A 14994-nucleotide genomic window follows, 5' to 3' on the forward strand; every position below is an offset into this window, starting at 1 on the left:
ATAAAGCACGAGTCAATTGACTCGTGCTTTTTTATTTCCTAAGAAATAGGGGATTGTTGATCTAATAAAAACAGTAAAACATAGTAAGGGATTTTCTTTGTAGAGATTCCTAAAAATTGATAAATAAATGGGTAATCTTCGGAGGCATAGCTTCCTAATAAGTCGTACCACCAGTCGGTCTCGTAGCGAGAAATCATGCTTAAATTGTAGAGCAATAAATAATGTATGAGTGGTTCTGGTAAGAATAATTTACAACTTCTTACGTCTTTAGTTATTGGCAAATAGTAAGTGCTGGTGTTGCAATCAAAAGATAAAGGTGTACTGTACAAAGGGTTCCATGTTTTAGTGGAAGCTGAGAATAGTAGATCAGATTCAAAGGTTTCACTTGGTGTGTACTGTATACTGAGATGTTTACAAGATGTTTCTATGTAACGAGAAAAACGCTCTTTCGTCATATGTAGACGATCAAGTATGTTGGAAGAAAATGAAATATGATGTTCGTCTACCGTATGAACCGTATATAACATTTTCTCTTTTTGACTATACTGGAATAAGGTTTTTAATTCGGGGATTTTCCCCATTAGTTCTAACATAATAAATTTCTCGGCCTCCAAGTGTTTCATGTGAAACATCCGTTCTGCAACATGGGTGAATAATCCATTCTTCTGCACTTTAACCTCATCCTCTAAAAACTGATATCCTTGTTTTTTTCGTTTACGTGTTGTTACTCCATGTGCCAAAACTGTTGTTGTTTCTGGATAGTTAGGATCAACAGTTAATAAGCACGCTTTTAAAAGTTGACTCATTCCATAAAATAACAGCATAGGTTGGATTGAAAAAGGTGCAGTTTTACATAATTCATAATAACTTTTTCCGTGCTCTAAGTAATAAATAAAAGGGTAACAATTTTCGAAGCTTTTTTTTTCAGCGTTTTCAATAGGTAATTTTTCATAACAGCGGGCAAGATAACGCTGTACATGTTGGGATGAAAAAAAGAAACTTAATTGCTGCCAAGTATGAGATGTATGATGCATATATTACGCTCCTTTTATTATCTAAAAATTCTAACATTTACGCACTTTCTTGACAGTATTTTAACCAATTGTTAAGCTACTAATAATAATTTCTGGTATCATGGGGGGAACAATTATGTGGGAATCTAAATTTGTTAAAGAAGGTTTGACATTCGATGATGTATTACTTGTACCAGCGAAGTCAGATGTATTGCCAAGAGAAGTAAGTGTTAAGACAGTTCTATCTGAAAGCTTGCAGTTAAACATTCCTTTAATTAGCGCAGGAATGGATACAGTAACAGAAGCTGATATGGCCATTGCAATGGCACGTCAAGGTGGTTTAGGGGTTATTCATAAGAATATGTCTATCGAGCACCAAGCTGAGCAGGTTGATAAAGTAAAACGCTCTGAAAGCGGCGTTATTTCAGATCCTTTCTTTTTAACTCCGGATCATCAAGTATATGATGCAGAGCATCTTATGGGAAAATATCGTATCTCAGGTGTACCAATTGTAAATAACTTAGAAGAGCAAAAATTAGTTGGTATTATTACAAACCGTGATATGCGTTTTATTCAAGACTACTCTATTAAAATTTCCGATGTAATGACAAAAGAAAAGTTGATTACAGCTCCAGTTGGCACTACGCTAGAAGAAGCTGAAAAGATCCTACAGAAATATAAAATTGAAAAGCTCCCTCTTGTTGATAATAACGGTGTATTACAAGGGCTTATCACAATTAAAGATATTGAAAAAGTAATTGAGTTTCCAAACTCAGCAAAAGACAAGCAAGGTCGTTTGTTAGTTGGAGCAGCAGTTGGTGTAACTGCAGACGCTGTTCTTCGTATCGATGCGTTAGTAAAAGCAAACGTAGACGTAATTGTACTTGATACAGCTCATGGACATTCTCAAGGTGTTATTGAGAAGGTGAAAGAAGTTCGTGCAAAGTATCCAGCATTAAATATTATTGCAGGTAACGTTGCCACAGCTGAAGCGACACGCGCATTAATTGAAGCAGGTGCAAATGTTATCAAAGTTGGTATTGGACCAGGTTCTATTTGTACAACACGCGTTGTAGCTGGTGTTGGTGTACCACAATTAACAGCTGTATATGATTGTGCGACAGAAGCTCGTAAGCACGGTATTCCAGTCATTGCCGATGGTGGTATTAAATACTCTGGTGATATGGTAAAAGCTTTAGCGGCAGGGGCACACGTTGTAATGCTCGGTAGTATGTTTGCTGGTGTAGCAGAAAGCCCAGGAGAAACTGAAATTTATCAAGGGCGCCAATTTAAAGTGTATCGCGGTATGGGTTCTGTAGGAGCGATGGAAAAAGGAAGTAAAGATCGTTACTTCCAAGAAGGTAATAAAAAACTTGTTCCAGAAGGTATCGAAGGCCGTGTGCCATATAAAGGACCTTTAGCTGATACAGTTCACCAATTAGTTGGTGGTTTACGTGCAGGTATGGGGTATTGCGGAGCAAATGACTTAGAATTCTTACGTGAGAATGCACAATTTATTCGTATGTCAGGTGCTGGTTTACGTGAAAGTCACCCACATCACGTACAAATTACAAAAGAGGCACCAAATTACTCTTTATAATGTCTTATATGTAAATAGATGGAGATTTGATATCTCTGTCTATTTTTTTTTGATTATGTTAGAATAACGGTTATGTGAGTACAAAGATATTGGGGGTAAAAGAAGTGAAAGGTATGTTTTGCAAGCGATTCATTGCAATGGTAGCAGTGCTTACACTATTTTGTAGCATGTTTGTTACATATGGTAGTGCATCGGCAGAAACAGGTGCTGCTTTAAATGTTGAAGCAGGAGCAGCCATTTTAGTAGAAGCAGATTCTGGAAAAATTTTATATCAAAAAAATGCAGATGAATTATTAGCGATTGCTAGTATGACAAAAATGATGAGTGAATACTTAGTTAATGAAGCGGTGGCTAAAGGGAAACTTAAGTGGGACCAAAAGGTAAAAGTTTCTGAATACGCACATACGATTTCACAAGATCGCTCATTATCAAACGTTCCATTGGAAAATGGTGGCTCTTACACGGTAAAAGAGCTATATGAAGCGATGGCAATTTATTCTGCAAATGGAGCAACAATTGCTTTAGCTGAAGCAATTGCAGGTAAAGAAGCAGATTTCGTAAAAATGATGAATGATAAAGCAAAAGAGCTTGGATTGAAGAATTATAAATTCGTAAACTCTACTGGCTTAACAAATCATGATTTAAAAGGACAACAACCTGAAGGTACAACTCCAGACGAGGAAAATAAAATGTCTGCTAGAGATTGTGCAATTTTAGCACAACATCTTATTCAAGATTTTCCAAAAGTATTAGAAACAGCTAAAATTCCGAAAAAAGTATTCCAAGAAGGTGGAAAATATCCTATTAAAATGGATAACTGGAATTGGATGCTAAAAGGATTAGTTAAGGAATATGAAGGTGTAGATGGTTTGAAAACAGGATCTACTCCAGAAGCTGGAGATTGTTTTACGGGTACAGCTGAAAGAAATGATATGCGTTTGATTTCTGTCGTTATTAAAACAAATTCTCATACAGCACGTTTTGACGAAACAAAGAAATTGTTTGATTACGGTTTTACAAACTTTGAAGTGAAAAAGGTATATCCAAAAGGATCTACGGTAAAAGGACATGAAACTGTACGAGTAGAAAATGCGAAAGATAAAGATGTAACAATTCAGACTAAACAAGCAATTACGCTTCCGATGTTAAAAGGAAGTAAAGACGTCTATAAAACAGAATTTAAAGACGTAAGTAAAGATAAAGAAGCACCAATTAAAAAAGGTACAACACTTGGTCAAATGGTTATATCACCTAAAGATAATAATGATCCTGGATTCCTATTAGGTAAATCATTACAAGTAGATCTTATTACAAAATCAGAAGTAGAAAAGGCAAACTGGTTTGTACGTTCTATGCGTGGTATTGGTTCTTTCTTTAGTGGTATTTGGAACAGTGCTGCTGACACAGTAAAAGGTTGGTTTTAAGAGCTCCTCGTTGTAGGAGCTTTTTTTATTCCTATTTTTCATACCGACTTTATGAAAAAGTAGTGGACAAGTCTCTAATAGTTAGTGGTAGAATGTAAGAGTATTCTCAATTTTCGCCGTTAATGGGGAAAAGCAATTCACCTAGGGGGGTTTTTGTACATGACAAATGTAACAGGGACAGAACGTGTAAAACGTGGAATGGCAGAAATGCAAAAAGGCGGCGTTATCATGGACGTAGTTAACGCTGAGCAAGCAAGAATTGCAGAGGAAGCGGGCGCAGTTGCTGTTATGGCACTAGAGCGCGTTCCTGCAGATATTCGTGCAGCAGGTGGCGTTGCACGTATGGCAGATCCAACAATTGTTGAAGAAGTTATGGGTGCTGTATCAATTCCAGTTATGGCAAAATGCCGTATTGGTCACCTCGTGGAAGCACGTGTACTGGAATCATTAGGGGTAGACTACATTGATGAGAGTGAAGTATTAACTCCAGCTGATGAAGTATATCATTTAAATAAACGTGATTACACTGTTCCATTTATATGTGGATGTCGTGATATTGGAGAAGCAGCGCGTCGTATTGCAGAAGGTGCATCTATGCTTCGTACAAAAGGCGAGCCTGGAACAGGGAACATTGTAGAAGCAGTACGTCATATGCGTCAAGTAAACGCAGAAATCCGTCAAGTTGCGAGCCTACGTGAAGACGAATTAATGACATATGCAAAAAATACTGGTGCTCCGTATGAAGTATTACTTGAAATCAAACGTCTTGGTCGCCTACCAGTTGTAAACTTTGCAGCAGGTGGTGTAGCAACGCCAGCAGATGCTGCATTAATGATGCAACTTGGTGCAGATGGTGTGTTCGTAGGATCTGGTATCTTCAAATCAGAAAACCCAGAAAAATTTGCACGTGCTATTGTTGAAGCAACGACACATTACGAAGATTATGAGCTAATTGCAAGCCTTTCTAAAGGATTAGGTACTGCAATGAAAGGTGTCGAAATTTCAACATTATTACCAGAACAACGCATGCAAGAACGCGGTTGGTAATTAAAGGAGATTTTCAAATGGTTAAAGTCGGTGTATTGGCTCTTCAAGGAGCTGTTCGCGAGCATGTAAAGGCAGTTGAAGCAAGTGGTGCAGATGCTGTAATTGTAAAGCGTGTAGAGCAACTTGAAGAAATTGATGGTCTTATTTTACCAGGCGGTGAAAGTACAACAATGCGCCGTCTTATCGATAAGTACGATTTTATGGGGGCACTTCGTGAATTTGCGAAATCTGGTAAACCAATGTTCGGTACGTGTGCAGGTATGATTTTGCTTGCAAACAATCTTATTGGTTATGAAGAATCTCATATTGGCGCTATGGATATTACAGTTGAACGTAATGCGTTTGGACGCCAAAAGGATAGCTTCGAAGCTGCTCTTTCAATAAAAGGTGTAGGGGAAGACTTTATTGGCGTGTTTATTCGTGCACCATACGTTGTAAGTGTAGGAGATAAAGTAGAAGTTCTTTCTATGCACAATGATCGAATGGTAGCAGTAAGACAAGGACCATTTTTAGCAGCTTCTTTCCATCCGGAGTTAACGGATGACCATCGTGTTACAGCATATTTTGTACAGATGGTGAAAGAGGCGAAAATGAAAAAAGTTGTATAAGTAACTTGCAACTTGTGTAAGATTATAGTAAATTGATGATAACAATTTTATAAAATAAACGTGTTGATAGGAAGTAGTAACAAATGATGTTTCTTATAGAGAGTCGGTGGCTGGTGGAAACCGATAGAAACAGTTTGTGAATCCATCCTGGAATGAAATGTGGAATATCTTTATGATTAGTAAACATTTCCGGTGAAGAGTCGTTATTTCTACTTGAGAGGAAAGCAATATTGCTTTCAACTAGGGTGGCAACGCGGGTTAACTCCCGTCCCTTTTTACAGGGACGGGAGTTTTTTGTGTTTTATAAAATAAAAGGAGGAATATATAATGCTTGATATTAAATTTTTACGCACGAATTTTGAAGAAGTAAAAGAAAAATTACAGCATAGAGGCGAAGATTTAACTGATTTTGGTCGTTTCGAAGAACTAGATACAAGAAGAAGAGAATTACTTGTTCAAACAGAAGAATTAAAGAGCAAGCGTAATGAAGTATCTCAACAAATCTCTGTACTAAAGCGTGAAAAGAAAGATGCAGAAGCGTTAATCTTAGAGATGCGTGAAGTAGGAGAGAAAGTAAAAGATCTTGATAATGAGCTTCGTACAGTTGAAGAAGATTTAGAGAGATTAATGCTTTCTATTCCAAATATCCCACATGAATCTGCACCAATCGGCGAAACAGAAGATGATAACGTGGTAGCGCGTACTTGGGGAGAAGTAAAAGAATTTAACTTTGAACCAAAACCTCACTGGGATCTTGCAACTGATTTAGGGATTTTAGATTTTGAGCGTGCTGCTAAAGTAACGGGAAGCCGCTTTGTATTCTATAAAGGTGCAGGTGCAAGATTAGAACGTGCTTTAATTGGCTTTATGCTGGATCTTCATACTGATGAACATGGATATGAAGAAGTTTTACCTCCGTATATGGTAAACCGTGCAAGTATGACAGGAACGGGACAACTTCCAAAGTTTGAAGAAGATGCGTTCCGTATTGAGAGTGAAGATTACTTCTTAATTCCTACAGCTGAGGTTCCTGTAACAAACATGCACCGTGACGAAATCTTAAGTCCAGAGCAATTACCAATTCGTTATGCAGCATTTAGCTCTTGTTTCCGTTCTGAAGCAGGATCAGCTGGACGCGATACGCGTGGTTTAATCCGTCAGCATCAATTTAATAAAGTTGAGCTTGTGAAATTTGTTAAACCAGAAGATTCTTATGAAGAATTAGAAAAATTAACAAATGATGCGGAACGCGTGTTACAATTATTAGGTCTACCATATCGTGTTATGAGCATGTGTACAGGAGATTTAGGATTTACAGCAGCGAAGAAATACGATATTGAAGTATGGATTCCAAGCTATGGCACGTATCGTGAGATTTCTTCTTGTAGTAACTTCGAAGCATTCCAAGCAAGACGTGCGAATATTCGCTTCCGTCGTGAGCCGAATGCAAAACCAGAACCTGTTCATACACTAAATGGATCTGGACTTGCAATTGGACGTACAGTTGCAGCTGTTTTAGAAAACTATCAACAAGAAGATGGTACAATTATAATTCCAGAAGTTCTTCGCCCTTATATGGGAGGGAAAACAGTTATTAAATAAATTGAAACTTTCATCGGTATGAGTGTTGTCAGTGAAAAAATTGTAGGAAAAGGAGGTTGTTTTTTCCTTTTCCTACAATTTATTATGGTGTACTTGACTAACTGTTTTTCTTTTGATATTATATTTGATGTCAATATGGAGGTATACCCAAGTCTGGCTGAAGGGATCGGTCTTGAAAACCGACAGGCGGCGAGAGTCGCGCGGGGGTTCGAATCCCTCTACCTCCTCCAGATATAATTGACAACAGCGCATATAAGTGGAGATTGGAGAACTCGTTACCAACACGTAACGAGTTTTTATTTTAAAACCAATCAGAAAGTATGATGTAAGGCGAGAAAAAGCCTTATGAAACACTCATATTCCGATGATTATCTTCATAGATATGAAAGGAGTCAACATGGATCTTATTATACAAACGTTTCCTTTAGATGGAAAAACTTTATACTATGTACAATGTCCAGTCTGTAAGAACAATAGAATTTTAAATAGTGGTGCAAACGTATCACGTATTATAAGTGATGATACATTCCGCAAACTTTGCGGTTGTACTTGTAATGTGAAGAAAGAATTGAAAAAAGTAGAAGCACCGAAACAAACTACGAAAAAAGAAGTAGCTCCAAAACGTACTGGTAAAGTATTAACAGCAATCATTAATGGAAAAGAAATGACCGTTAAAGAAATTGCTGAGACATATGATATTAGTACAAGTACGGTTCGTCAGCGTATTAATGCTGGGAAACCAGAGAGCGAAATTATTGCTCCAACGAAAAAGAAAAAGTAAGTTAATAGGAAAACCCGTGCATCCGCACGGGTTTTTTATTTTACAAGCTTACGTGTTTGTTTTAAGAAATGACCAATTTTCTTAATAATTGGTTCAATTGAGTCTTCATCCTTTAAAATATCGTATTCATTAATATTTAAGCGTAGGACAGGACATGAATTAAAGTTATTAATCCAGTTTTCATAACGTCCGTGCATTTCTTGCCAATACTCAATTGGAGTTTGTTGTTCCATAGGGCGACCACGTTCTTGAATACGACTGACAATATCATCAAAAGAACCTTCTAGATAGATTAATAAGTCTGGGTGTGGGAAGTAAGGTGTCATAACCATTGCATCGAATAACCCTTTATATGTTTCATAATCTGTTTCTGTCATTGTTCCTTTTTCGTGATGCATTTTCGCAAAAATGCCAGTATCTTCATAGATAGAACGATCCTGTACAAAGCCACCGCCGTATTCGAAAATTCTTTTTTGTTCTTTAAATCTTTCTGCTAAAAAATAAACTTGTAAGTGAAAGCTCCAGCGCGTGAAATCAGCATAGAACTTATCTAAATATGGATTTGAATCTACTTTTTCAAATGATGTTCGGTAACCTAAAGCATTGGCAAGTGTGGTTGTCATAGTTGATTTACCAACGCCAACTGTACCAGCAATTGTAATTACTGCATCATTTGGTATATCATACTTTTGCCTTAAATTCATTGCTATTTCGTCCCCTTTAAGAGTGTATTTTGGAGAGTAGATAAAATTACATTTAGATCGTCACTGTTCTTCACGAAATCCATGTTATCTCCATTGAATTTTAATACCGGAATATCAGGATGGTCCTTTTTAAAAGCATCCATTGCCGTTTCATAATCTTTAGTGAGTTGTAGTAAGTAATTCGGATCCATGTTTTTCTCAAATTCACGTCCACGCATTGCAATTCGTTTTTGTAATGTTTCTAGACTTGCTGTTAAATATACAATGACATTTGGTACGGGCATATCTTGCGTAAGAATACGATAAATTTGCATGTACTTGTCATATTGAGCGTCTTTTAATGAGCGAGATGCAAAAATTAAATTTTTAAGTATATGATAATCTGCTACCACTGGTTTACGATGATTCAAGTATTTTATATTAATGTCTTCCAATTGTTTATAGCGATTGCAAAGAAAGAACATTTCTGTTTGGAAACTCCATTCTTCAATGTTTTCATAAAATTTCCCTAAGAAAGGATTTTCATCGACAATCTCTTTTAATAAATGGAGTTGCATGTGAGTTGAAATTTCCTTCGCTAGTGAAGTTTTTCCAACACCGATAGGTCCTTCAACCGTAATAAATGGTACTCCGGTCACGCTGTTTCCTCCTTTCAATTCATAATTTCCTGTAAATAAAAAGCACAAAACAGAATTATTGTAGCACAAGAGGGAAGCAAGCGGACTAATTTGTCATAAAAAGTTGGAAAATCGACGCATGCTATTCAAGTTTTAATTGAAAAGAGGGTGTAATATTTGCCTTTAATGTTGTTTCCATTATTTTTAAAGCGTGTTTATTATCTTGATCAGAGTTAGAAGCAGTGCAATCTTGAGGTACATATAGAGTATAGTTCCTCATATGAGCGTCATTGGCTGTAAAAAGGATGCAGATGTTTCCTGCAATCCCTGTTATGATAAGTTTTTCAACTTTTAAATGTCCTAATAAAGAATTTAAGGGAGTTTCATAAAATGCTGAATAATGTGGTTTAATAAACACATAATCATCTGCCCCGGGAGCGATTGCTTGTATAATGTTTTTGCTATAATTATTTGTACAATGAGTAATAAGTTGATCGATATCAGCTCTCCATAGTTGATAGTGATCGTTAATATAAATAACAGGATAACCATTCATTTTCATTGTTTGTTTTAAGTGTAAAATAGGATCTGTAATCATTTTACATTTTTGTGCGAGGATTGGTCCATGCGAGAATTGGAAGTCGTTAATCATGTCAATAATGAGCAATGCGGTATTTTTCATATGTAATCACCCTTCCTTTTTCTTTAGAGTGGATTGAATGTATGAAAGTTATCCCGTATCTGTAAGGAGAAGTGTAATTGAATAGTATGTATATGAATATAAATTGAAAAACTGACATAAAACCTTTCTTTTTGGGCTGGAGAGAGAATCCGATCATGCGTAGAAGCATTCAGATCCTTTTCCTGCGCCATGTCAAGTGAAAACAAAAGGATAAAATGAGTGGAGTTTACTTTTTGTTCTGCGTAGCAAGGGATTATATGTCCGAAAATCAAAATGGATTGATATAGTAGTAAAGGGTTATAATACTTTATTCGTAATGAGAGGACTGTATTATGGAACAAGATATTTATTTTATGCAGCTTGCAATAGAAGAAGCGAAGAAAGCTGAAGAAATACAAGAAGTTCCGATTGGAGCTGTTATTGTACTCGGTGGGGAAGTAATCAGCGTTGCTCACAATTTAAGAGAGACAGAGCAACGATCAATTGCTCATGCAGAGTTATTAGCTATAGATGAAGCTTGTAAAAAGTTAGGTACGTGGCGTTTAGAAAATGCAACGTTATACGTTACATTAGAACCATGTCCAATGTGCGCAGGTGGAATTGTGTTATCCCGTGTAAAACGTGTTGTATATGGTGCAAGTGATCCAAAGGGTGGATGTGCAGGCACTTTAATGAACCTTTTAACGGACGAGCGTTTTAATCACCAATGTGAAGTAGTATCTGGTGTGATGGAAGAAGAATGTGGCATGTTGTTAACGAATTTTTTTAGAGAACTTCGTAAAAGAAGGAAAGAGAAGAAGGGAAAATTGGATAAAAATACAGGTACTTAACATATTTGCAATTTATGAAGAAACAAGTTATACTGATATTGCCTTCATTAAGGCAACCGAATATTGGTTTTAACTTTGCCGTGCTAAGCGGGGAGGTAGCGGTGCCCTGTACTCGCAATCCGCTCTAGCGAGGCCGAATCCCTTCTCGAGGTTATGTTACTGTAAGGCCTGCCTTAAGTAAGTGGTGTTGACGTTTGGGTCCTGCGCAACGGGACCCCGTGAACCTTGTCAGGTCCGGAAGGAAGCAGCAATAAGCGGGTTTTCTCGTGTGCCGCAGGAGTGCCTGAACCGAGCTAACTGCTTAAGTAACGCTTATGGTACGTAATCGACAGAAGGTGCACGGCAGTTATATATGTATACAAAACTCACCTTATATAAAGAGGTGGGTTTTTTGTATAGAAAATAACTTTTGGAATCTATAAACAGAATGGGTTATAATATACAAGATAATAACCTTTGAGGGAGGCCGTATTTTCGTGTCATACCAAGCGTTATACCGAACATGGAGACCGCAAAATTTTGAAGATGTAGTCGGTCAAAAGCACGTAACAAAAACGTTGCAAAATGCCCTTCTTCAAGAGAAAGCTTCGCATGCTTATTTATTTTCAGGCCCGAGAGGAACGGGTAAAACGACAATTGCAAAAGTATTTGCAAAGACAATTAACTGTGAGCATGCTCCAGTAGCTGAACCTTGTAATGAATGCCCTGCGTGTTTAGGTATTACACAAGGGTCTATTTCGGATGTATTAGAAATTGATGCGGCTTCAAATAACGGTGTAGATGAAATTCGAGATATAAGAGATAAAGTAAAGTATGCCCCAAGTGCAGTGAGATATAAAGTGTACATTATTGATGAGGTCCACATGCTTTCTATGGGAGCTTTTAATGCGCTTTTAAAGACGTTAGAAGAACCACCACAACATGTTATCTTTATTTTAGCGACTACAGAGCCTCATAAAATCCCACCTACAATCATTTCACGCTGTCAACGTTTTGAATTTCGGAAGATATCAGTACATGATATTGTAGAGAGATTAGCGACGGTTGTTACAAATGAAGGTACAAAGGTAGAAGATGAAGCATTACAAATTGTTGCACGTGCTGCTGAGGGCGGTATGCGTGATGCACTCAGTCTGATCGACCAAGCTATTTCTTATAGCGATGAAGTAGTTACGACTGAAGATGTCTTAGCGGTAACGGGTTCTGTTTCTCAACAATATTTAGGTAACCTTGTAGAATGTATACGCGAGAATGATGTATCAAGAGCATTGCGTATTATTGATGATATGATGAGTAAAGGAAAAGACCCAGTTCGTTTTATGGAAGATTTCATTTACTATTATCGTGATATGCTCTTATATCAAACTTCACCACAATTGGAACATATGTTAGAACGGGTAATTGTAGATGATCAGTTCCGTATGCTAAGTGAAGCGATGCAACCTGAGATGATTTATGAAATTATTCATACGCTCAGTAAGGGGCAACAGGAGATGAAGTGGACAAATCATCCGCGAATTTTCTTAGAAGTTGTTATGGTGCAAATTTGCCAGCAATTTATGGTGCAGACAAATGGTGCAGACCGTTTGCAAGCAATTATGAATAGAATGCAACAACTAGAAAAAGAACTAGAACATGTGAAGAAGAATGGTGTACCAGCTGGTGCGCAACAGGAAGTAAGAGAGATACGTACAACGCCAAAACCTGTGCGGACAGGAAGTATGAAAATACCTGTTGGACGGGTACATGAAGTATTAAAGCAAGCGAAACGCCAAGATTTAGAGCAATTAAAAGGTATATGGGGTGAGCTGCTAGGAAGACTTAAATCCTATAATAAAGTAGCGTTTGCTGTATTATTAGAGAATAGTGAACCAGTTGCAGCTTCTGAAGATTCTTATGTGTTAGCTTTCCAATATGAGATACATTGCAAAATGGCAAGTGAAAATCGTGATGCAATGGATACCGTAGAACAAATTCTTTTTGAATTGTTGAGTAAAAGGTTGAATATGATTGCAATTCCAAAGAGTGAGTGGGGGAAAATTCGCGAAGAGTTTTTACAACGTGAAGGTGGAAATTCAGAAGAAGCTGCGGAACAAAAAGTAGATCCTCTCGTAGAAGAGGCGGTAAAATTAGTAGGGCAACAACTTATTGAAATAAAAGAATAACAACAATTAGGAGGAATTTATTATGATGCGTGGCGGAATGGGAAATATGAATAACATGATGAAACAAATGCAAAAAATGCAAAAGCAAATGGCGAAAGCACAAGAGGAACTTGGTGAAAAAACAGTTGAAGGTACAGCTGGCGGCGGAATGGTTACCGTTATTGTAAATGGTCACAAGCAAATTATTGAAGTGAAAATTAAAGAAGAAGTTGTAGACCCAGAAGATATCGAAATGTTACAAGACCTTGTGTTAGCTGCAACAAATGATGCACTTAAGCAAGCTGAGGAACTTTCAAACTCTACAATGGGGCAATTCACAAAAGGCTTAAACTTACCAGGTGGAATGTTCTAGTAGGAGGATATTGATATATGCATTATCCAGAACCGATTTCAAAGCTTATCGATAGCTTTATGAAGTTGCCGGGGATTGGTCCGAAAACGGCAGTCCGATTGGCTTTCTTCGTGTTAGATATGAAAGAAGACGACGTATTAGACTTTGCTAAATCACTTGTAAATGCAAAGCGAAATTTAACATACTGTTCTGTTTGTGGACATATTACAGATCGTGATCCTTGTTATATTTGTGATGATTCACATCGTGACCAATCGGTTGTTTGTGTTGTACAGGAAGCAAAAGATGTAATCGCAATGGAAAAAATGAAAGAATATCAAGGTGTCTATCATGTGCTTCGTGGTGCAATCTCACCAATGGAGGGAATTGGACCGGAGGACATTAATATTCCACAGTTATTAAAAAGGTTACAAGATGAAACTGTACAAGAAGTTATTTTAGCAACGAACCCGAATATTGAAGGGGAAGCTACAGCGATGTATATTTCCCGCCTCTTAAAACCGACAGGTATTAAAGTGACTCGTATTGCGCATGGTCTTCCCGTTGGTGGAGATTTAGAATATGCGGATGAAGTAACGCTATCGAAGGCTCTAGAAGGCCGTAGAGAAATATAAGAGGAGAAATCAAAATGTTTTTTCAAAAAAAGGGCAAGTTGCGAAAAGAATATGATGATAAGTTAATTGCTGTATTAGAAAAAGTGAAGAATGAGTGGTTACGTCAAAAAAGGATGGTAGAACAAAGTGTCGAACCATCTCAAGATGTACTATGTTCTTTGAAAATAGCAGAAGCAAAATACTTTTTCTTACTAAAAGAAGCAAAAAGGCGTCCTGTAAAAATGGAGCAATGGTAAAAGACCCTGTTTTTTAAAATAGGGTCTTTTCTTTATACTATTATTCTCGGGCGGCGAAATCTCAATCTAAAAATTCGGCGGAATTATGAGTGATCAATTGCTCGTAAAATCCCGATCAGTGAGAACTAATAATTAGTAGGGATGAATCCCCACGCTGATTAAAATAATTGAACGGTATTTTTTGCTTCCTTGTCCCATACAAATAGAGTGTATAGGTTATATAAGGAGGGGGAAAATGAACGCTACATTGATTATTGGTGGAATTCTTGCTTTGGTATTTGTTTTGCTGATTTTTGGCGCTTCAGTGAAGCCGTTGCACTTCATAGGAAAGATATTCGTTAAAGTGATGATAGGTGTAGTATTATTGTTTGCCGTTAATGTGATTGGAACATATTTTGGTTTTCATATTCCAATTAATATTGGTACAGCTTCTATTTCTAGCATTTTGGGGGTGCCGGGTATTTGTGCTTTAGTTATCATTAAATTATATATAATGCCAGGATGAATAACATTTTGGCATTTATTTTAAAAAAGTGAAAAATAGTGTTGACTTATTAATTGTTAATGTGATAAATTAATAAGCGTCGTCAACGACAAAAGAAAAAAGAAGTTGACGAAGTGATTGAGAAATGTTATATTGTAAAAGTCGCTGAAACGCGATGTTGAACTTTGAAAACTAAACGAAACAAACAACGTGAAACGTCAATTTTTATTTTAGA

At 37.0% G+C, this 14994-nt stretch carries 16 protein-coding genes, 1 tRNA gene, 1 other RNA gene and 1 other annotated feature; of the genes, 14 read left to right on the plus strand and 4 right to left on the minus strand.

What is annotated here, in order from left to right:
- Positions 1-38: 38 nt before the first annotated feature.
- Positions 39-1034: a YaaC family protein gene (locus ACM6HU_RS20915; protein WP_016116855.1), complete on the minus strand. Its 996-nt coding sequence runs from the start codon at positions 1032-1034 to the stop codon at positions 39-41.
- 115 nt (positions 1035-1149) lie between these two features.
- Between ACM6HU_RS20915 and guaB the strand changes: the two genes are divergently transcribed.
- From guaB to ACM6HU_RS20950, 7 genes are all read left to right on the plus strand, one after another.
- Entirely contained in the window at positions 1150-2613 is a 1464-nt protein-coding gene (gene guaB / locus ACM6HU_RS20920) for an IMP dehydrogenase (RefSeq protein ID WP_016116856.1), read from the plus strand.
- Between the two features lie 104 nt (positions 2614-2717).
- Positions 2718-4037, plus strand: a complete 1320-nt coding sequence (locus ACM6HU_RS20925) for a serine hydrolase (RefSeq protein ID WP_414848421.1) — start codon at positions 2718-2720, stop codon at positions 4035-4037.
- 159 nt (positions 4038-4196) lie between these two features.
- On the plus strand, positions 4197-5084 hold the full coding sequence (gene pdxS / locus ACM6HU_RS20930) for a pyridoxal 5'-phosphate synthase subunit PdxS (protein WP_414848422.1): 888 nt from the start codon (positions 4197-4199) through the stop codon (positions 5082-5084).
- A 17-nt stretch (positions 5085-5101) separates the two neighbouring features.
- Positions 5102-5692, plus strand: a complete 591-nt coding sequence (gene pdxT, locus ACM6HU_RS20935; RefSeq protein WP_016116858.1) for a pyridoxal 5'-phosphate synthase glutaminase subunit PdxT — start codon at positions 5102-5104, stop codon at positions 5690-5692.
- 54 nt (positions 5693-5746) lie between these two features.
- Positions 5747-5968 (plus strand) — a binding site (T-box leader).
- A gap of 51 nt (positions 5969-6019) precedes the next feature.
- Complete coding sequence (gene serS, locus ACM6HU_RS20940) at positions 6020-7294, plus strand: serine--tRNA ligase (protein WP_016116859.1); 1275 nt, start codon at positions 6020-6022, stop codon at positions 7292-7294.
- 137 nt (positions 7295-7431) lie between these two features.
- Positions 7432-7524, plus strand: a tRNA-Ser gene (locus ACM6HU_RS20945).
- 167 nt (positions 7525-7691) lie between these two features.
- The gene (locus tag ACM6HU_RS20950) at positions 7692-8075 is read left to right on the plus strand and encodes a DUF3797 domain-containing protein (RefSeq protein WP_016116860.1); all 384 of its coding nucleotides are present in this window, start codon (positions 7692-7694) and stop codon (positions 8073-8075) included.
- Between the two features lie 35 nt (positions 8076-8110).
- Here the strand turns inward: ACM6HU_RS20950 and ACM6HU_RS20955 are convergent, their stop codons facing one another.
- The 3 genes from ACM6HU_RS20955 to ACM6HU_RS20965 form a co-directional block, all read right to left on the minus strand.
- Positions 8111-8779, minus strand: a complete 669-nt coding sequence (locus tag ACM6HU_RS20955; RefSeq protein WP_016116861.1) for a deoxynucleoside kinase — start codon at positions 8777-8779, stop codon at positions 8111-8113.
- A gap of 2 nt (positions 8780-8781) precedes the next feature.
- Positions 8782-9417, minus strand: a complete 636-nt coding sequence (locus ACM6HU_RS20960) for a deoxynucleoside kinase (protein ID WP_016116862.1) — start codon at positions 9415-9417, stop codon at positions 8782-8784.
- Between the two features lie 121 nt (positions 9418-9538).
- Positions 9539-10078: an isochorismatase family cysteine hydrolase gene (locus ACM6HU_RS20965; RefSeq protein WP_016116863.1), complete on the minus strand. Its 540-nt coding sequence runs from the start codon at positions 10076-10078 to the stop codon at positions 9539-9541.
- A 332-nt stretch (positions 10079-10410) separates the two neighbouring features.
- Here ACM6HU_RS20965 and tadA point away from each other — a divergent pair, with 332 nt between their 5' ends.
- The 7 genes from tadA (at position 10411) to ACM6HU_RS21000 (ending at position 14780) form a co-directional block, all read left to right on the plus strand.
- A complete protein-coding gene (tadA, locus tag ACM6HU_RS20970; protein WP_016116864.1) occupies positions 10411-10908 on the plus strand; it encodes a tRNA adenosine(34) deaminase TadA in 498 nt (165 codons plus the stop codon).
- 78 nt (positions 10909-10986) lie between these two features.
- An RNA gene (gene ffs / locus ACM6HU_RS20975) (signal recognition particle sRNA large type) lies at positions 10987-11251 on the plus strand.
- Between the two features lie 133 nt (positions 11252-11384).
- On the plus strand, positions 11385-13073 hold the full coding sequence (dnaX, locus tag ACM6HU_RS20980) for a DNA polymerase III subunit gamma/tau (RefSeq protein ID WP_016116865.1): 1689 nt from the start codon (positions 11385-11387) through the stop codon (positions 13071-13073).
- A gap of 25 nt (positions 13074-13098) precedes the next feature.
- Positions 13099-13425, plus strand: coding sequence for a YbaB/EbfC family nucleoid-associated protein (locus ACM6HU_RS20985; protein ID WP_170927980.1), 327 nt, complete (start codon positions 13099-13101; stop codon positions 13423-13425).
- A gap of 17 nt (positions 13426-13442) precedes the next feature.
- Positions 13443-14039, plus strand: coding sequence for a recombination protein RecR (recR, locus tag ACM6HU_RS20990; protein ID WP_003194165.1), 597 nt, complete (start codon positions 13443-13445; stop codon positions 14037-14039).
- Between the two features lie 14 nt (positions 14040-14053).
- Positions 14054-14275 carry a YaaL family protein gene (locus ACM6HU_RS20995; protein ID WP_016116867.1) on the plus strand — a complete coding sequence of 74 codons (222 nt, stop codon included), beginning with the start codon at positions 14054-14056 and terminating at the stop codon, positions 14273-14275.
- A 235-nt stretch (positions 14276-14510) separates the two neighbouring features.
- Complete coding sequence (locus ACM6HU_RS21000) at positions 14511-14780, plus strand: pro-sigmaK processing inhibitor BofA family protein (RefSeq protein ID WP_016116868.1); 270 nt, start codon at positions 14511-14513, stop codon at positions 14778-14780.
- Positions 14781-14994: the final 214 nt, after the last annotated feature.

This window comes from Bacillus sp. IT-79MI2 (assembly GCF_949768135.1).
GTDB lineage: Bacteria > Bacillota > Bacilli > Bacillales > Bacillaceae_G > Bacillus_A > Bacillus_A pseudomycoides.